The organism is Mesorhizobium sp. B2-4-7 (assembly GCF_006442685.1).
Taxonomy (GTDB): Bacteria; Pseudomonadota; Alphaproteobacteria; order Rhizobiales; family Rhizobiaceae; genus Mesorhizobium.
Map to the genome: position 1 here is coordinate 91,404 of NZ_VFVH01000002.1, position 18,376 is coordinate 109,779.

The 18,376-nt window shown below is 65.0% G+C and carries 18 protein-coding genes; 13 read left to right on the plus strand and 5 right to left on the minus strand.

All coding sequences use genetic code 11. The annotated features are described in order from the left end of the window. Positions 1 to 36: 36 nt before the first annotated feature. From iolE to phnN, 6 genes are all read left to right on the plus strand, one after another. Positions 37 to 954 carry a myo-inosose-2 dehydratase gene (gene iolE, locus FJ946_RS07070; protein ID WP_140563557.1) on the plus strand — a complete coding sequence of 306 codons (918 nt, stop codon included), beginning with the start codon at positions 37 to 39 and terminating at the stop codon, positions 952 to 954. Positions 955 to 994: 40 nt separating this feature from the next. Next, positions 995 to 1,207 (plus strand): DUF3329 domain-containing protein, encoded by a 213-nt coding sequence (locus FJ946_RS07075; RefSeq protein WP_140563559.1) that lies wholly within the window; start codon positions 995 to 997, stop codon positions 1,205 to 1,207. Positions 1,208 to 1,554: 347 nt separating this feature from the next. Next, positions 1,555 to 2,367 (plus strand): 5-deoxy-glucuronate isomerase, encoded by an 813-nt coding sequence (gene iolB, locus FJ946_RS07080; protein ID WP_140563561.1) that lies wholly within the window; start codon positions 1,555 to 1,557, stop codon positions 2,365 to 2,367. 151 nt (positions 2,368 to 2,518) lie between these two features. Then, positions 2,519 to 3,226 carry a DUF1045 domain-containing protein gene (locus FJ946_RS07085; RefSeq protein WP_140563563.1) on the plus strand — a complete coding sequence of 236 codons (708 nt, stop codon included), beginning with the start codon at positions 2,519 to 2,521 and terminating at the stop codon, positions 3,224 to 3,226. Positions 3,227 to 3,270: 44 nt separating this feature from the next. Next, positions 3,271 to 4,410: an alpha-D-ribose 1-methylphosphonate 5-triphosphate diphosphatase gene (locus tag FJ946_RS07090; RefSeq protein WP_140563565.1), complete on the plus strand. Its 1,140-nt coding sequence runs from the start codon at positions 3,271 to 3,273 to the stop codon at positions 4,408 to 4,410. Continuing rightward, positions 4,407 to 5,039 carry a phosphonate metabolism protein/1,5-bisphosphokinase (PRPP-forming) PhnN gene (gene phnN / locus FJ946_RS07095; protein ID WP_181167588.1) on the plus strand — a complete coding sequence of 211 codons (633 nt, stop codon included), beginning with the start codon at positions 4,407 to 4,409 and terminating at the stop codon, positions 5,037 to 5,039. Before FJ946_RS07090 ends, phnN begins: the two co-directional genes overlap by 4 nt. Positions 5,040 to 5,094: 55 nt before the next feature. Here phnN and FJ946_RS07100 read toward each other — a convergent pair whose 3' ends face one another. From FJ946_RS07100 to FJ946_RS07115, 4 genes are all read right to left on the minus strand, one after another. Then, positions 5,095 to 5,613 (minus strand): DUF2231 domain-containing protein, encoded by a 519-nt coding sequence (locus tag FJ946_RS07100; protein ID WP_140517718.1) that lies wholly within the window; start codon positions 5,611 to 5,613, stop codon positions 5,095 to 5,097. Between the two features lie 231 nt (positions 5,614 to 5,844). After that, on the minus strand, positions 5,845 to 6,840 hold the full coding sequence (locus FJ946_RS07105) for an ABC transporter permease (protein ID WP_140491276.1): 996 nt from the start codon (positions 6,838 to 6,840) through the stop codon (positions 5,845 to 5,847). Between the two features lie 50 nt (positions 6,841 to 6,890). Then, on the minus strand, positions 6,891 to 8,429 hold the full coding sequence (locus FJ946_RS07110; RefSeq protein WP_140493406.1) for a sugar ABC transporter ATP-binding protein: 1,539 nt from the start codon (positions 8,427 to 8,429) through the stop codon (positions 6,891 to 6,893). A 116-nt stretch (positions 8,430 to 8,545) separates the two neighbouring features. Next, positions 8,546 to 9,508, minus strand: a complete 963-nt coding sequence (locus FJ946_RS07115; RefSeq protein WP_140491278.1) for a sugar-binding protein — start codon at positions 9,506 to 9,508, stop codon at positions 8,546 to 8,548. Positions 9,509 to 10,058: 550 nt separating this feature from the next. Here FJ946_RS07115 and FJ946_RS07120 point away from each other — a divergent pair. The 5 genes from FJ946_RS07120 (at position 10,059) to FJ946_RS07140 (ending at position 15,272) form a co-directional block, all read left to right on the plus strand. Further along, positions 10,059 to 11,153, plus strand: coding sequence for a LacI family DNA-binding transcriptional regulator (locus tag FJ946_RS07120; protein WP_181167589.1), 1,095 nt, complete (start codon positions 10,059 to 10,061; stop codon positions 11,151 to 11,153). 361 nt (positions 11,154 to 11,514) lie between these two features. Continuing rightward, positions 11,515 to 13,116: a flavin monoamine oxidase family protein gene (locus FJ946_RS07125; RefSeq protein WP_224519155.1), complete on the plus strand. Its 1,602-nt coding sequence runs from the start codon at positions 11,515 to 11,517 to the stop codon at positions 13,114 to 13,116. Positions 13,117 to 13,165: 49 nt separating this feature from the next. Further along, positions 13,166 to 13,579 (plus strand): cytochrome c, encoded by a 414-nt coding sequence (locus FJ946_RS07130; protein WP_140517716.1) that lies wholly within the window; start codon positions 13,166 to 13,168, stop codon positions 13,577 to 13,579. A 90-nt stretch (positions 13,580 to 13,669) separates the two neighbouring features. Further along, positions 13,670 to 14,182 (plus strand): RidA family protein, encoded by a 513-nt coding sequence (locus FJ946_RS07135; protein ID WP_140563567.1) that lies wholly within the window; start codon positions 13,670 to 13,672, stop codon positions 14,180 to 14,182. A gap of 289 nt (positions 14,183 to 14,471) precedes the next feature. Beyond that, entirely contained in the window at positions 14,472 to 15,272 is an 801-nt protein-coding gene (locus tag FJ946_RS07140) for a class I SAM-dependent methyltransferase (RefSeq protein ID WP_140524156.1), read from the plus strand. 66 nt (positions 15,273 to 15,338) lie between these two features. Here the strand turns inward: FJ946_RS07140 and FJ946_RS07145 are convergent, their stop codons facing one another. Beyond that, positions 15,339 to 16,877: a winged helix-turn-helix domain-containing protein gene (locus FJ946_RS07145; RefSeq protein ID WP_140563569.1), complete on the minus strand. Its 1,539-nt coding sequence runs from the start codon at positions 16,875 to 16,877 to the stop codon at positions 15,339 to 15,341. 127 nt (positions 16,878 to 17,004) lie between these two features. Here FJ946_RS07145 and FJ946_RS07150 point away from each other — a divergent pair, with 127 nt between their 5' ends. Beyond that, a complete protein-coding gene (locus FJ946_RS07150) occupies positions 17,005 to 17,466 on the plus strand; it encodes a cupin domain-containing protein (RefSeq protein WP_140563571.1) in 462 nt (153 codons plus the stop codon). Positions 17,467 to 17,665: 199 nt separating this feature from the next. After that, positions 17,666 to 18,367, plus strand: coding sequence for a haloacid dehalogenase type II (locus tag FJ946_RS07155; protein ID WP_140563573.1), 702 nt, complete (start codon positions 17,666 to 17,668; stop codon positions 18,365 to 18,367). Positions 18,368 to 18,376 lie beyond the last annotated feature (9 nt).

Consider the following 18,376-nt stretch of genomic DNA (forward strand, 5'->3'; position numbering starts at 1 on the left):
ACAAGGGGGAGGGTGAACAAGAACCGGAGTGACGACTTGAAAGCCAAACTGGGCATGTCCCCCATCGCGTGGTGGAACGACGATCTTGCGGAACTCAGCGACGACGTGTCGTTGGAGGAGTGCCTACGCCAGTCGCGTTCGGCCGGCTTCACCGGCATGGAGATGGGACGGCGCTTTCCCAAGGACCCCAAGCTGATGCTGCCGATCCTGAAGGCGGCTGACGTCACGCTGTGCGGCGGCTGGTTCTCGGGCACGCTGGTCGACGAGGAGATGAGCAAGAACAAGGATCGCATCCAGCCGATGATCGACCTGTTCAAGGCGGTCAACGCGCCTTGCATCGTCTATGGCGAGGTTGGCCGTTCGATCCAGGGCGACCGCTCGAAGCCGCTCGCCACCAAGCCGAAACTCTCGGGCGACGAGATGAAGGCCTATGCCAGGCGCCTGACCGAATTCGGCGAATGGTGCGCCGAGCAAGGCATGCCGCTTTCCTATCATCATCACATGGCGGCGGTGGTCGAGACCGAGCCGGAGCTCGACGCCTTCATGCGCCATTCCGGAGCGGGCATTCCGCTGCTGCTCGATGCGGGCCATCTGGCCTTTGCCGGCGGCGATGTGCTGCGCGCCATCGACAATCACCACAAGCGCATCAGCCATGTGCATGTGAAGGATGTGCGCATGGGCGTGATCGAGAAGCTCGACCGCACGAAGCAGTCCTTCCTCGACGCGGTGGCGCTTGGCGCCTTCACCGTGCCGGGCGACGGCTCGCTGGATTTCGGCGCCATCGTGCAGCGTTTCGCCGACCATGGCTATGAAGGCTGGTTCGTGGTCGAGGCCGAACAGGACCCGAAGAAGAACCCGCCGCTCAAGATGGCGCAGGTGGGCCACAAGGAGTTGATGCGGGTGATGACGGCGGCCGGCTATACGGTCGAGACGCAGGGCTTCCCCGATGTCTGATCGGGTTCTCGCCAGGCCGGGCTTGCTGTAGGTTGCCGCGATGAAAGATTCCGAGCATCCCTTCTTCCGGCCATTGTGGCGGCGTGTCGCCGTCGTCGCGGTGTGCGTCATCTGGTCGATCATCGAATTCGCGAGCGGCACGCCGTTCTGGGGCGTGATCGCGCTGGGCTTCGCCGGCTATGGCGTCTGGCAGTTTTTTTATCTCTACAAGCCGGCGGAAGAGGTTAAGCCTCCGGCCGAGCCCAAGGAATAAACGGTCCATGGTGCGCAGAAGGCTTACGGGTCGGGCACTGTATGCATGACAGATAGCGTGCCTGGGAGATCGGGCGAAACGCCTCTCGCTTCGTCATCCTGGGGCGGAGCAAGGAGCGAAGCGACGCGGCGCAGACCCCAGGATTCATGCCGGGGCATCAAAACAGCCGCTGCGGTGCAGAATTCCGCTCCGCCGCGCCCTTTGGGTGAGGTCACGGCATGGATCCTAGGGTCTTCGCGACGGAGCTTCGCTCCTGCTACGCCCTAGGATGACGAAGTTGGAAGGCTTCGACCACACGGCTTGGCTTCGCAGGCTTTGTAGCAAGCCAAAGGAATAGGAGAGACAGAATGTCGAAGCTGCTGGTCAAAGCCCACAAGGGCCATGGCCGTGTCGCGCATGTCACCCCGCAAAGCGCCGGGTGGACCTATGTCGGGTTCGACCTGCACCGGCTGGAACCGGGCGAAACGGCTTCGGGAACAACGGACGATCGCGAAGTCTGCCTGGTGTTCGTCACCGGCAAGGGCACGGTCACGGCCGGCGGCAAGGATCTCGGCCTGCTTGGCCAGCGCATGTCGCCCTTCGAAGGCAAACCATGGTCGGTCTATGTGCCGCAGGGATCGGACTGGTCGGTGACGGCTGATAGCGGACTGGAACTGGCGGTCTGCTCGGCGCCGGGATTGAGCGGCGGCCTGCCGGTTCGCGTCATCGGGCCTGACGACCTCGGCCAGGAGGTGCGCGGCAAGGGCACCAATACGCGCTACGTCACCAACATCCTGCCCGAGGGCAAGCCGGCCGATTCGCTGCTGGTGGTCGAGGTCATCACGCCCGGCGGCCACACGTCGAGCTATCCGCCGCACAAGCACGACCAGGACAATCTGCCTGCCGAGTCCTATCTCGAGGAGACCTATTACCACCGCCTCAACCCGCCGCAGGGCTTTGCTTTCCAGCGGGTCTATACCGACGCCGACAAGGACGGCTCCCGCGATCTGGACGAGGCGATGGCGATCGAGGACGGCGATGTCGTGCTGGTGCCCAGGGGCTATCACCCCTGCGCGGCTTGTCATGGCTACGACCTCTACTACCTCAACGTCATGGCCGGCCCGAAGCGGACGTGGAAATTCCACAATGCGCCCGAGCACGAATGGCTGATGAAGGCCTGACCGTTGCGCGTTCACGGCTGAACCTGTTGGTCCAGATCAGGAAAATCGTCGGCTAAGGACCGGCGGGGTCGATTTGCCTTCGAAAACCCTTCAAAGCTTCGTCAATCCGTCATGGAAATCACCTATGGCAACGGGCTGACGAGGATTTTCGATGCGCTACGCCATCTACTTCACCCCCCAACAGGACGAAAAATTGGCGCGGATCGCCGCCAACTGGCTGGGCCGTGACCCGTTCGGCGCCGCGACGCGACCGGTGGAGGCGGTGGGCGATTTGTCGGCGGCGGAAGTCGCCTTCCACACCGCATCGGCACGGCGCTATGGTTTTCACGCAACGCTGAAAGCCCCTTTCCGGTTAGCGGCCAACGAAACCGAAGCCTCGTTGCGCGCAGCGCTCGACGCCTTTGCCCAGGCGACGCCCGTTGTGATGATCCCGCGTCTCGTCGTCAGCCAGATCGACGGTTTCTTCGCACTGGTGCCGGAGGCGCCATTGCCTCCGCTCAATCGCTTCGCCGATGATGTGGTGCGCGATTTCGACCGCTTTCGCGCGCCGTTGACGGAGGCCGAGATCGAGCGGCGCAGCCCGGACTCGCTGAAGCCGGGCGAATTCCGCAATCTCTGCCAATGGGGCTATCCTTACGTCTTCGAGAGCTTCCGCTTTCACATGACGCTGTCCGGCAGGGCCGGGCCACAGGAAAGCCCTCGTCTTCGCCTGGCAATCGAGGGCCTGTTCACCGAGGTGCTGCGCCAGCCGGTTCCGGTGGACGCGCTGACGTTGTTCATCGAGCCCGAACCCGGCGCCCCGTTCATGGTGCTTTCCCAGCACGCGCTCGGGCGCCGTCCGGCCAGAAAAACCGCCTGAAGCAACAAGCCGCAAAGGCGAGAAAAAACCAAGGACTGCCTAAGATGACCGCCGACACCATTCTGAGCAACGCCCGCATCGTTCTTGCCGACGAGATCATCGACGGTTCGCTCGTGATGCGTGACGGTCTGATCGCCGACATATCCGCCGGCGTCGTGCGAGCCGGCGAGGACATGGCTGGCGACTTCATCATTCCGGGACTGGTCGAGCTGCACACCGATCACCTGGAAGGCCACTATGCGCCGCGGCCCAAGGTGCGTTGGAACCCGATCGCCGCCGTGCTCGCCCATGACGCGCAGGTGGCGACGGCAGGCATCACCACCGTGCTCGACGCCTTGCGTGTCGGCATGGACGAGGATGCCGATCTCAACGCCGCCGACATCCGCAAGCTCGCCGATGCGATCGAGGACAGCGTGCGGATGGATCGATTGCGGGCCGATCATTTCATCCATCTACGCTGCGAGGTCTCGGCGCCGGATTGCCTCAGGGCCTTCGCCAATTTCGACACGGACGAACGGGTGAAGCTCGCCTCGCTGATGGACCATGCGCCAGGCCAGCGCCAGTTCGTCAACCTCGAAACCTACGCCTACTACTATCAGCGCAAGCTGAAGCTGACCGATCACGATTTCCAGAAATTCTGCGAGAAGCGGATGGGCGAATCGGCCCGGAATTCGGCCCCGAACCGCGTCTTCATCGCCGCCGCCTGCCACGAGCGCGGCATCGTGCTTGCGAGCCATGACGATGCGACGACGGGCCATGTCGACGAAGCCATCGAGCAAGGCGTGCGCGTTGCCGAATTCCCGACCACCGAGGAGGCCGCCAGAGCTTCGAAGGATGCCGGGCTCGGCGTGCTGATGGGCGCGCCCAATGTCATGCGCGGCGCCTCGCATTCGGGCAATGTCTCGGCGCGCACGCTGGCCAGCGACGGCCTGCTCGACATATTGTCGTCCGACTACATCCCCTTCAGCCTGATCCAGTCCGCCTTCTTTCTCGGCGACGTCGTCGATAGCATTTCCCTGCCGCAGGCGGTGGCAATGGTGTCCAAGAACCCGGCCGAGGCCGTCGGTCTTTCCGATCGCGGTGTCATCGAAGAGGGCCGCCGGGCCGACCTGGTGCGCGTGCGCCTCGACGACCACGTTCCGGTGGTGCGCACGGTCTGGCGGCAAGGGCGGCGGGTCGCATGATGGTCTCGGCGTTGATCGAGCGTGAACTGTCGGCCGAGGCGTTTCCGATACGCGACGGCGTCTTTGTTGCCGTGGTGGGCCCGAGCGGCGCCGGCAAGGATACGATCATCGGCCATGCCAAGGCGCTCTTCGCCGACGAGACGCGGCTGGAATTCGTCCGCCGCGTCATCACCAGACCGAGCGACACGGCAAGCGAGGATCACGACACGCTGGCCGATGCCGCCTTCATCGAGGCCGAAGCCGACGGCGCCTTCGCCGTTTCCTGGGAAGCGCACGGCCTGCGCTACGGCCTGCCGGCCGAGGTCGATTGGGCAGTGGCCAACGGCCATGTCGCTGTCGCCAACGTATCGCGCGCGATCATTCCTGCCTTGCGGGAGCGCTATGCCAATCTGGCCGTCGTCGAGATCACCGCTTCGCCCGATGTGCTGGCCGGGCGGCTGGCGATGCGTGGCCGCGAGTCGCGCGGGGAGGTTCTGGCACGCCTGGCGCGCAGCGCCCCTGTGACGCTCTCCGGACCCGGCGTCACCTCGATCGACAATAGCGGTTCGCGCGAAGCGGCAGGCGAGCGCTTTGCCGAGGTGCTGCGCAAGGCGATGGCGTTCTCCGACATGTCGGGGCTGATCGACTAAAGGTGTTGATGGTCAGGTGGCGCTCGCCTGACCTGAACATCGAAACACCTTCCTTTTATGCCGCGTGCCGGTCGTGATCGGCACGACGCGTGCTGGCCGACGGCGTTGCCGAAGGTTGTGTCGGCGCGTCCAGAACCGCGACGTGATGACGGTACACCATTTCCCAGCCTTTCCAGCCGGTAAACAGCAGGATGCAGACAACGATCAATGAAAGCAGCACTCCCCATGGGCGAACTGCCGCTTCGGCGCCTTGGCTGTAGCGAAGATAGAAATTGATCAGCGCCAGAACGACGGCGGTCAAATTGCCGACCATGTGATACCAGGCGTCCGTCAGAGCGCGGATGCGCGGCTCGCTCAGGAAATCGATAAAGCCGGCAATCGCCGCCAGGAGAGCCATGACGATGGCTGCTCCAATCAGCCACATCGACGCGCGTGCCCAAAAGACGTCGGCAGTGCCCCAGAACATCAGATCGGTGAGAAACGCGCCGACAAGGAACGCGACAGGAAAGGGAATGAGCATCGGATGGATGGGATGACCTCCCACCTTGGCGGTGCTTAGCGGATTCGCAGCCATGACCATGCCTCCGAATAGAAAAGCTTTGAACAACGCCCAGATAAGGGTTTCGTTCCAATCCGGATGGAAGCTCGCAAGACCGTTTTCGCGATGCCGCCCCCCTTTTGCACTCAAGTCACTTGGGGCCGCACAGATACGGCCGACAACAGATCGAGCGGAATTGCGGGGCGGGCGAGATAGAGCGAAGTTATCTTTCGACGGCCACGGCGGACGGCGGCTTTTTGCCCCTGACTATTCCGCCGCTGCCCCGGCGATGCTCTTGCGGCTGGCGTCGACCATGCGCCGCCGCGCGCGGAACACGCCCCACTGCTGGTCGATCAGCACGCCGATGAGGATGACGCCGCCCATCACCGCGAAGTTGAGCGAGGACGGGATGCCGAGCAGATTGACGAGGTTCTGCAGCTCCTGCAGCAGCACGGTGCCGAGGATGACGCCGATCAGCGAGCCCTCGCCGCCGCGCAGCGAGAAGCCGCCGAGCACGGCCGCGGCAATGGCGTAAAGCTCGTAGAACTGGCCGTGGCTGGCCGGCGAGATGGATCGCGTGTACATGGCGAAATAGATCGCCGACAGCGCCGTCAGTACCCCGCAGATGACGTAGGCGGCCATGACGACACGCCCGGTGCGGATGCCGGAATATTTCGCCGCTTCCTCGTTCTTGCCGATGGCGTAGAGATAGCGGCCGAACACCGAGCGGTGCAGCACCACCCACATGACGATGGCGATGACCATCAGCGCGAAGAAGGAGTTCGGCACGCCCCAGGAGCGGCCGGCGGTCAAGAATTCGAGCTCCGGGAAATTCTGGCCGAAGGCGAAGCCGGCGGTGCCGTCGGCGGTGTAGAAGCGGGCGACGCCGCGATAGATCAAAAGGCCGCACAAGGTCACCACGAAGGGCTGCAATTTGAGCCGCGTGATCAGCCAGCCATGCGCCAGGCCGATGATGGCACCGAGCACCAGGATGAGCACGAAGGCCAGCGGCCATTCCATGCCGCGCACGGCGATGAAGTCGATGAAAAGCGTTCCCAGCAGCGCCACCAGCGAGCCGACCGACAATTCGATGCCGCCGGTGATGATGACGAAGGCCTGGCCGATCGACAGGATGCCGAACAGTCCGATCAGGTTCGAGGTGTTGGCGAGATTGATTGGCAGCAGGAAGCGCGGATTGATGATGGCGACGATGGCGCCGACCACCAGGATCAGGATCAGCAGGCCGAGATCTTTCTTGCTCATCATCTTCTCCCCAATGCCGGCCCGAGCGCTTCCGCGGCGCGGCGGCAGAATTATTTCGGCTGCTTGCCTACCGCCAGCAGCAGCACGTTTTCCTGGCTGAACTGGTCCTTGTCCAGAATGCCCGAGATCTGGCCCTCATGCATGACGGCGATGCGGTCGGACACGCCGATCACCTCCTCCATGTCGCTGGAGATCATCAGCACGGCGACGCCGGCGTCGGCCAGCGCACGCATCAGCCCGTAGATCTCCGCCTTGGCGCCGATGTCGATGCCGCGCGTCGGCTCATCGAGGATCATCACCTTGGGGTTCATCGCCAGCCATTTGGCCAGCACGACCTTCTGCTGGTTGCCGCCCGACAGCGTGCCGGTGCGCGTCTGCACCGAGGGCGCCTTGATGCCGAGATCTTTTTTCTGCTTCTCGGCGGTTGCCGTTTCGGCGCTGGTCGACACCAAGGAGCGCTTGGCATGCGCCGGCAGGTTGGGCAGCGAAATGTTCTGGGCGATCGAAAGGTCGAGCAGGATGCCGGTCAGCTTGCGGTCCTCCGGCACTAGGAAGATGCCGTGCGCGACGGCATCGGCCGCCGAGCCCAGGGCGAGCGGCTTGCCGGCGAGCTCGAGCGTGCCGCCAAGGCTGCTTTCGATGCCGAAGAACACCCGCGCCAGCTCGGTGCGGCCGGAACCGACAAGGCCGGCAAGGCCGAGGATTTCACCGCGCCTGACGTCGAGATCTACCGGGCGGCCGGGATAGGTCGGGGTGCGGATGGCCTTGGCCGACAGGGCGACGGCGCCGGGGGCGCGGGCCGCCTCGGAAGCCTTCTCGCGCTCCTTCAGCATGCGGCCGATCATCAGCTTGACCATCTGGTCGTGGTTGATGTCGCGCTTGGGCAAGGTGCCGGCCAGCATGCCGTCGCGCAGCACGATGACGCGGTCGGCGACGCGCTCGACCTCGTGCAGGCGATGCGAAATGAAGATGACGCTGATGCCGTCCGCCTTCAGCGCCCTGATGACGTCGAGCAATTTGTCGGTCTCGGCGATCGGCAGGCTCGACGTCGGTTCGTCGAGGATGACCAGCCTTGCCTTGATCGACAGCGCCTTGGCGATCTCGACCATCTGTTGCTGAGCGAGCGACAGTTCGGCGACGGGCGTGTCGGCGGAGAAATTGGCGCCGACGCGCTTTAGGAGCGGCGCCACCATGGCGCGCAGCCTGGCGCGGTCGACGAGCCTGAGCGGCCCGGCGCGCAGCGGTTCGCGGCCGAAGAAGATGTTGGCTGCGACGTCGAGGTTCTCGAAGAGGTTGAGTTCCTGGTGGACGAAGGCGATGCCGGAGCCCAGGCTGCCCTCGACGCTCAGGCCGTCATGGGCGGTGCCGTCGACGGTGACGGTGCCGCTGTCGGGCCGCGTCACGCCGCCGAGGATCTTCATCAAGGTGGATTTGCCGGCGCCGTTCTCGCCGACGAGACCGATGACCTCGCCCGGCCTGACCTCCATCGAGAAGCCGTCGAGCGCGACGACGCCCGGATAGGTCTTGCGCACGTTCTCGAGACTGAGGAACGGGGTGGTCGCGGCGATGGATGTGTCGGAATAATTCATCATGCCTGACAGCGTTGGCGGGCCGACCTCTTGGCAGACTGACTGGCCTCGAAGGGTTCGTCAATGCGAGAGCAGCCGGCTCAAGCGACGTTGAGCCGGCTGAACTGCCTTCGGTCTTAGTTTCCAGCCATCGCCTTCAGATTGGCGGCGTAGGCGTCGACGTCATCCTTGCCGATGATCTTGGTCGGGATGATGATGAGGCCGTCGGCCGGGATGCCCGACTTGTCGCCCTTGAGATAGGATGCCATCAGCTTCATGCCCTGATAGGCCCACTCGAAGGGCTGCTGCACGACGGTGGCGGCAATGGTGCCTTCCTTGACGCCGCCCAGGGTGATCGGATCGTCATCGAAGCCGACGACGGTGATCGAGCCGAGCTTGCCGGCATCGCGCAGCGCTTCATAGATGCGCGGCGTGTTGTAGGAGTAGAAGCCGACCATGCAGGTGACGTCGGGGCTGGCGACCAGCGCGTCCTCGACATTCTTCTTGGCGCGGGCCTGGTCGATGTCGTCGCCGCGCACGTCGACGAGCTCGATCTTGGTGCCGGCCAGGCCATCCTTCATGCCCTGGATGCGCTCCTTGGCATTGTCGGCGCCGAGCAGGCCGACGAAGCCGAGGCACTTGCCGCCGTCCGGCATCGCCTTCTTGGCGATTTCGGCCGCCTGCTTGCCGGCATCGACATTGGACGAGCCGATATAGGCGACGCGCTTGGTCTGCGGAGCGTCGCTGTCGGTGGTGAACAGCGCCGTTTCCGAGGCGATCTTGTTCAGCCCGTCGGTCGAGGTCTTGGGATCGACGGCCGAAACCATGATGCCCTTGACGCCGGCGGTGACCAGATCGTCCATCAGCCGCTGCTGGATGGCGACCGAGGACTGCTCGGGATATTTCAGCTCGAGATTGTAGTCGGGCAGTTCGCCCTGCGCCTTCTTGACGCCGGCTTCGGCCGCCTTCCAGAAGTCGGAAGCGCCGTTGACGACGAAGGCCAGCGTCGGCTTGTCGTCGGCGCGCGCGATCGTGCTCGCCGTCAGGCCGAGCAGCAGCGCCGCGGTGGCCACGGATGCATTGCGTATCAAGGATTTCATGTTCAACCTCCCGTTTTGGCTGGTCGTCGGACCGGCCGATCCTGCACTTGTCTGATTTGCCGTTCGCGGCTTGGACGCCCTCCTCCTCAAGGGTTCCCGGCACTGAAGATGGCGTCGTTCCAGCCACGGCGACGGACTTTAGAGACTCATCCCCCGTTCGTAAATAGTCCGATTTGTCTGACATATCACATGTCCGCGACAAGGCTTCGCGGGGTACTGTCCGCTTGCCATCGGGCCATTCGCATGCACCGCGCCCCAGGGAAAACGGACGCGACGGACCGACGTTACAGCGCATTTTCGTATTAGTAAACGGTATTAGTTGCGTTCGATGGCGACCGCGCCGGCGGTGACGCTGTTGGCTTTGCCGAGAACGCAAGGGTTTGGCGCAAAAGGGATAATCGGCTCATATGCTGTGATTTTAAGCTGTCCGAGCCCCGTAGCCAGTAGACCGGTCGCCCGCTAATAGATATAAGTCAGCCGATATTTCTATAAACCGGCGCGGCCTTGATGGTCGCCGGGCAGGCCGGACAGGCCGGGGAACACGAACAGCATGAGCGAGACCCCCGATATCGCGACGGCAAGGCGCCGCAAGGCGCCGGTGAAGCCCAAGGGCCGGGTCACCATGACCGACATTGCGCGCGCCGCCGGCTGCTCGCAGGCGACTGTTTCCTTCGTGCTCAACAATTCGCCTGGCATAAAACTGTCGCGGCAGACGCGCGAGCGGGTGATCGAGGCGGCGCGCGCGCTGGGCTATAGTGCGCCGGCCTTTTCGGCACTGAAGGCGCCGGCCAGCGCCTTCGACGGGCTGGACGGAGTGATCGGCTTCGCCGTCGACCAGCTCGCCACCAGCCCGGAAGCCGTCGTCGCCATCGAGGGCGCGCGCCAGGCCTCGTGGAACGCCGGCAACGTGCTTCTGGTGGCGCAGACCATGGGCGACGCCGTGATGGAGCCGCGCGCCATAGAGGCGCTGACCAGGCGGGGCATTTCGGCGCTGATCTACATGACCATCTTCACCCGCGAGATCACGGCGCCCGATTTCCTCTACAGCCTCGACATCCCGGTGATCCTGCTCAACTGCTACATGTCGGATTACGCCTTCCCCGCCGTGGTGCCCTCCGAGATCGCCGGCGGCCAGAGCTCCACCCGGCACTTGATCAGCCACGGCCACCGCCGCATCGCCACCATCACCGGCGAGCCCTGGATGCAGGCGGCACAGGACCGCCTGAAAGGCTACCGCCGCGCTCTTGCCACTGCCGACATCCCTTTCGATCCCGAACTGGTGGTCGAGGGCGACTGGTCGGCAAGTGCCGGCTATGCCGCGACCGTCAAGCTCCTGGCGCTGAAGGACCGCCCGACCGCCATCTTCTGCCAGAACGACCGCACCGCGATCGGCTGCTACGAAGCGCTGAAGGAAGCCGGCCTGCACATCCCGCAGGACATCTCCGTGGTCGGCTACGACGACGAGGAAATCGCCAGGCATCTGTTCCCGCCGCTGACCACCTCGATCCTGCCGCATATGGCGATGGGCCAATGGGCGATCGAACAGCTCGAAGCGCCAGCGACGGTGGGACGGGGGCGCTATCCCATCACCAAGCTGGAATGTCCGCTGGTGGAGAGGGAGAGCGTGCGGGCCGTGGCAGGCTGACCGACCCGGCCGACAAGGCAAGCATTTGGGCGATGAAAACCGGCGCCGCGAGCGCCGGCAGGCCACGGACTTTCCCGTCGGACTTTCCCGCTGCCGGGGCCAGCCAGGCATGCCCTTTCAATTGGCACAGCAAGCGGTCGGGCCGCCGGCCCCGAGGCCGCGAAGGCGTGAAAAATGCCGGCCAGCGACGCCGCGAGAGCCCGATTGCGCCAAGATTCGAGGACATTTGTTCCAAGCGCGGCGTGTTGGTTGAACAGATTGGGTTGCAGGCATAGCCTTGCGTCGTCCACCGGGGCTCGCCTCGAGCTTGCGGGGGCAACAGGCGGCGGATCGCGGCGTGCCGCTGATCGAGGAGACGAACATGCAGCTCGAACAATCCCTTGCCGGCATGCGCCGGCGCGACCTTCTCAAAATGATCGGCATTACGGCGGGCAGCGCCGCAATGTACCAGGCCATGACCAGCATGGGGCTGGCGGCAGAGTCCGATTACAAGGGACCGATCAAGCTCGAAGGCGACCCGAAGGGCGCTTCGGTGCTCGTCCTGGGCGCCGGCCTGGCCGGCATGCTGGCGGCCCTGGAACTGCGCCAGGCCGGCTACAAGGTGAAGATCCTCGAATACAATGCCCGCGCCGGCGGCCGCAACTGGACGATACGCGGCGGCGACACCGTTACCGAACTTGGCGGCTACACGCAGAAATGCGAGTTCGACGAGGGGCTCTACCTCAATCCCGGCCCCTGGCGCATCCCTTACCATCACAACGGGCTGTTGGCCTACTGCCGGAGGCTCGGGGTGACGCTGGAGCCGTTCCAGCAGACCAACCACAACGCCCTGCTGCACTCGACGGAGGCCTTCGGCGGCAAGCCTAAGCGGGTGCGCGAGATCCAGACCGACTTCAAGGGCCACACGTCGGAGCTGCTGGCCAAGGTGGCCAAGAAAGGCCAACTGGAAGGGCTCGTCTCCAAGGAGGACCAGGAGGTGCTGCTCGAGGCGCTGCAGTCCTGGGGCGCGCTGGACAAGGACTACAGCTACAAATCCAGCCTCGCGACCGCCGAATTCCGCGGCTACGAGAAGGAGCCGGGCGGCGGCATCGGCGCCGAGCCGGTGGCGGGTCAGGTCATCGGCGCGTCCGACGTATTGAATTCGCGCCTGTGGGGCAGCCTCGCCAACTTCTCGCTCTACGAATTCCAGACCACCATGTTCCAGCCGGTCGGCGGCATGGGCAGGATCGGCGAAGCCTTCGCCAAGCAGGTCGGCGATCTCATCACCTACAATGCCAAGGTCACCAAGATCGCCCAGAACGACAAGGGCGTGACGGTGACCTATGAGGACGCGAAAAACCCCGGAACCGCCCAGGAAGCCAGCGCCGACTGGTGCGTGTGCACCATTCCGCTCACCATCCTCAGCCAGATCGAAATCCAGGTCGGCGGCGCCATGCAGGCGGCGATCGGGGCGGTGCCCTATGCGTCCTCGGTCAAGGTCGGCCTGCAGATGAAGCGCCGTTTCTGGGAGGAGGACGAATCGATCTTCGGCGGCGTCAGCTACACCAACTTGCCCATTTCGCAGATCTCCTACCCCAGCACCGGCTTCAACGCCGGCGGCAAGGGCGTGCTGCTCGGCTGCTACACATGGAACGGACCGAACTCCTACGAATTCACCGCCATGACCCCGCAGGAGCGCGTGCAGAAGGCGGTGGAATACGGCGCGCAGCTTCACCCGCAATACAAACAGGAGTTCGAGACCGGCGTTTCCTGGGCATGGCACCGCTCGCCCTTCACGCTTGGCTGCGCGGGCGACTGGACCGAAGAGGCGCGCAAGGAGCATTACGACAATCTGTGCCAGATCGACGGCCGCATCGTGCTGGCCGGCGAGCATGCCTCCTACATTCCTGCCTGGCAGGAGGGCGCGATCCTGTCCTCGCTCAACGCCATCACCCGCCTGCACCAGCGCGTCATGCAGGGATGAGGCCATGCCGATTCCTTCGTTCACCCCATATCCCGCGAGGCATCCCATCATGAGCAGCTCCTTCAAAAGACCCTGCGGTCTCATCGCCGCCATGGCCGCCGCCATGGCGTTCACGGCCCCCGGCGCGTTCGCCGATTCGGCCGGTGTCACGTTCAGCCAGGGCGATACTTTCACCGAAAAGGACGGCGCGGCGCTCTATGCCAATGTCTGCGCCGCCTGCCACCTGGACAAGGGGCAAGGCGCGGTCGGCGCCGGCCACTATCCGGCGCTGGCCAAGAACAAGAACCTAGAGACCGGCGGCTATCCCGTAAGCCTCGTCCTGCACGGGCAAAACGGCATGCCGCCGGTGGGGCAGATGATGAGCGACGACCAGGTCGCGGCCGTGGTCAACTATGTCAGGACGCATTTCGGCAACGACTACAAGGATGCCGTGACGGCGCAGGACGTGAAGGATGTCCGCTGAGTGGCGGATGTCGCCCGCACATGCGGCAACGCAAACCGCGCGGCGGGCATTCCGGCGCTCGCCGCCCTCTCGAATGGAAGGAAACGGGTCATGAAACCATCGATCGGGAAATCATGGATTGGGGCCGCCGTGCTGGCGGCGGGAATGCTGGCGGCCGGCGCGGCCGTGGCCGACGACGTCGTTCGCCACAAGATTCCGAATTCGGATTTTCCGATCCTGCGCGCCGTCGAGGTGCCGGCCGGCAAGACCACGGTCTATCTCAGCGGCGCCGTGCCGTCGGTCATCGACGAGAAGGCCGACAAGGCGACGATCGCCGCCTATGGCGACACCGAGGCCCAGACCGGCTCGGTGCTGAAGTCGATCGACAAGACGCTGGCCGATCTCGGCCTGAAGATGGGCGACGTCGTCAAGATGCAGGTCTTCCTGGTCGGCGATCCCGCCAAGGGCGGCAAGATGGATTTTGCCGGCTTCATGAAAGGATACACGAAGTTTTTCGGCACCAAGGACCAGCCGAACCTGCCGACGCGTTCGGTGGTGCAGGTCGCGGGCCTCGCCGGTCCAGGCTTCCTGGTCGAAATCGAAGCGACCGCCGTGCGGCCCTGAAGCCGGGGCGTTCGGCCAGCCCGTCGAGCCAGGATGCCGAACGGGCTGGCGAGGCGCGGATCTGGCGGGCCGCGAACCGGGGCGGCTGAAGCGGCCTCGCTCGCCCAGGCACCCACCGAAAGGCGGAGCCGGGCGATGTTGACCCGCCAGTGAGGGCTAAACCGCGCGGAGCCCACGCCCATGCACTAGCCATTCGTCGAAGGCAGGTCGCGCGACCGCGGACGGAAAACCGCCTCACGCTTTTCCCGGAATTGCCCTAGCCTCGCCTCTTCAGCGCAGGGAGAGCGAGATGACCTCAAGTTTCACCGTTCATGACGCCAGCGGATATGAGCAGCTCATGGGCCGCTGGAGCCGCAAGCTCGCGCCCAAATTCATCGACTTCGCCGGGCTTGCCCGCGGCGAAAAGATCCTCGACGTCGGCTGCGGCACCGGCAGCCTGACATTCGAGCTGGCCAAATCCGCCGACCTCGCGGCGATCGCGGCAATCGACTTTTCGCCCGTCTTCGTCGAGGCGGCGAAGCGGCGCAACACCGACCCGCGCATCGAGATCCAGCAAGCCGACGCCACCGCCTTGCCGTTCGCCGACGATGGTTTCGACCGCGCGCTGGCGCTGCTCGTGCTCCACTTCGTGCCGGAGGCCGGCAAGGCGGTGGGCGAGATGCGCCGCGTGGTGCGGCCGGGCGGCGTGGTGGCGGCCGTCGTGTGGGATCATCTCGGCGGCATGCCCGGCATGCGCATGATGATCGACACGGTGGCCGCGCTCAGCGAAGGCGGACGCCAGATGCGCAGCCGCTATTGCTTCCAGCCGATGATGCAGCCGGGCGAAATGAAGCGGACTTTTGTCGAGCAGGACCTGGCCGACGTGACCGAAACCGAGCTGATGATCCGCATGGACTACCGGGACTTCGACGACTATTGGGCGCCGATAGCGGCCGGCGAAGGCCCGCTCGGCAAATACATGATGACGCTCGATCCAGCCGAGCGGACGCGCAGCGAGGCCGCCGTCCGCGATGCCTATGAGGCCGGCCGGCCGGATGGCGCGCGGTCGTTCGCGAACGTTGCCTGGGCTTGCAGGGGCGTGGTGCGGTAAGGGCGCCGAAGAACCGCCCGTCCGCCATCTGCCGCCCAGGCCGGTCTCCATGAAGACGCACCGGCGCTATTGCGGCAGACCGGCGGCCTGCAGCGCCTCGCCGAGGCATTGCGCGACCGCCGGGGCGCAATGTACGGCGGCGAACTGCCGACCGTAGCGAAACGTCGGATGCAGCTCACGCACCCGCGCCGCTGCCGCCATCGCCTCGTCCAGCCGGCCGAGCTTGGCCAAGGCGGCGGCCAGTTGCACATAGGTGATGCTGTGGGCGGGATTGGCCTGCACCGACCTGTATGCGGCACGGCAGGCCTCGTCATAGCGGCCGCGCAGCAGATGGCTCATCGCCTGCGCGTCGAAGGCGGCGAAGGCCCAGGGGTCGAAGGGGCTGAGCCGCATCCCGCGCTCGCTCCACGCGATGGCTTGCTCGGCTTCGCCGCTCCAGCCGAGGATGACGCTGCCCAGAATATAGGTCAGGGCGGATGACGGGCTGACGGCGAGCGCGGCTTCCAAAGCGGTGAAGGCGGCCTTGCGGTCATGTCCATCCATGCCGATCGAAAACCCCGCAAGGGTAAGCGCGGCCGCGTCGTCCTGTCCGTGCAGGATGGCCAGGCGGGCATGGCGCACCGAAGCCTCGCGATCGGCTTCCTGCAAGCCGGCGCGAAGGAACAGGCAATGGTGGCACATGGCGGCGTTGCCATGGGCAAGCGCATAGGTCGGCTCGAGTTCGATGGCGCGTTCGAGCAGCACGAGCGCCTGCGTCACCCGCTCGGGCATGCCGGAATCCACGTCCGGCTGGGCGCGCAGCACGAGGTCGTAGGCATCGAGACTGTTGGGGCGCTTGCGCCTCACCCTCTCGATTTCGACACGCCGCAGGCTGGGCGCGATCGCGCCGACGGCCGCCAGCGCGATCTCATCCTGGAGCGCGAAAATATCGGCGGAGGCGCGGTCGAAGCGCTCGGCCCATATGTGGGCGCCGGTCGAGGTGTCGATCATCTGGCCGGTGACGCGCACGCTGCCGCCGGCCCTGCGCACGCTGCCTTCGAGCACATAGTGGACGCCGAGCTCGCGGCCGACCTGCTTCACGTCCACCGCGCGCCCCTTATAGGTGAAGGAGGAGTTGCGCGCGATGACGAACAGCCAGTTGATGCGCGCCAGGCCGGTGATGATGTCGTCGACGATGCCGTCGGCGAAATAATCCTGTTCGGGATCGCCGCTCAGGTTCGAGAACGGCAGAACCGCGATCGAAGGCTTGCCGGGCCAGGTGAGCGTTGCCGCCTCGGGGCCGAGACCACCGATCGCGACCTCGGGACCGACATAACGATAACCGTGCCGCGGCAGCGTCTCGATCCAGCTTCCGCCGCCGGCCGCGCTCTCCAGCATGCGCCTGGCCGCCGCGATCTGCACCGTCAGATTGCTGTCCTCGATCGCTTGGCCCGCCCATGCGGCGTCGATCAGCGCCTGTTTCGGAACCGGCTTGCCCGTGCGTTCAACAAGCAGCGCCAGCAGCGCGACGGCCCGTTGGCCGAGCGGCGTCGGCTGGTCGCCGTGGAACAGGATCCCGGCTTCGCCGTCGATGCGAAAGGGGCCAAAGGCGAGGCTCGTTGCCATCCCCGAAGGAGATACCGTTTGCAATCTTTTCGCAATGATTTCGCAACGGCTTCACGACTGGCCGGCCGGGTAGAGGCATCCTGTGCCGGTGGCTGCGGGAAAAAGCAGCGAACCGATGGAGGATCAAATGAGCGCCGCCCCTGTCATCCGGATGCCCGACGAGAACACGGGGGTCATGCTGCGGGGCCAGCCGATGGTGTTCCTCGTCACCGGCGGGGATACCAGACACACGAGCATGTTCGACTGGACCATACCGGCCGGCTTCGCCACCGGCCTGCATGTCCATCGCGTGCAGGAAGAAACCTTCTATGTGCTTGACGGCGAATGTGTCTGGTACGTGGGCGGAAAGGTGATCCGGGCGACGCCGGGCACCTTCCTGTTCATTCCGCCCGGCGTGCAGCACAACATCACCAATGTCGGCGAAAAACCGGCCCGCGTGCTGATGACCGTCTCGCCGCCCGGGCATGAGCACTATTTCGAAGATCTTGCGAGGCTCGCCGCAAAGGGCTCCCCGGATCCGAAGGCGGTTGCCGCGCTGCGGAACCGCTACGACACCGACCAGATTTCTACGTTGACGACGAGTGCATAGGCGCAGTTGGTCGACAGGCGTAGTTGGCCTGCCTCCGGCGCAACTGTGACCTCCGGTGGCTGCGATGTCCGGACACAGCGAAGATGATCTCCACGGCCGAGAGGTGGCCCTCCAACGCGGGGAACCCTGCATCTGGATAAAAGCGAGCAGTGGTCTAATCTCCCTCGGGATTCCGACGTCTTTCGCAGGGGATACCCGAATGGCACTTGGCGGACCGCGCCCGACTTGGCTTACTTTCGACTGCTACGGCACGCTGATCCAATGGGATGAAGGGCTGATGGCCGCGATGGAGACGATCCTGTCGCGCAAGGGCCGCAGGATCGAGGCGCAGACATTCATCCCGGTCTACGACCGGCACGAACACCAGCTCGAGCATACCAGGCCGCACCTCTCCTTCGCCGAGGTGACGGCCAAGGCGCTGCAGCTGGCGATGCGGGATTTTTCGCTGGAAGCGGAAGCCGGCGACGCCGAACTGCTGACATCCTCGATCGGCCGCATGCCGCCCTTTCCGGAGGTCGTCGCGACGCTGCAAAAGCTGAAGCAAGCCGGCTTCAAGCTGGCGATCATCTCCAACACCGACGACGCCATCATCGCCGGCAATGTCGCGCAGCTGGGCGGCGCCATCGACCGGGTCATCACCGCGCAACAGGCGCAGGCCTACAAGCCGTCGCGGCAGATCTTCGAACACGCCTGGCGCACCCTTGGCGTGACCAGGGACGAGCTGGTCCACATCTGCGCCAGCCCGCACCTCGACCTGACCGCCGCACGCGACCTCCACTTCCGCGCGGTCTGGGTCGATCGCGGGACGGGACGACGCCCGCCGGCGGATTATGAGCCGGACGCGGTGGCGCGGGGGCTGGATGATGTGCCGGGGTTCTTTGAGGCGGCTGGGTGGGTTTAGGATATCGGA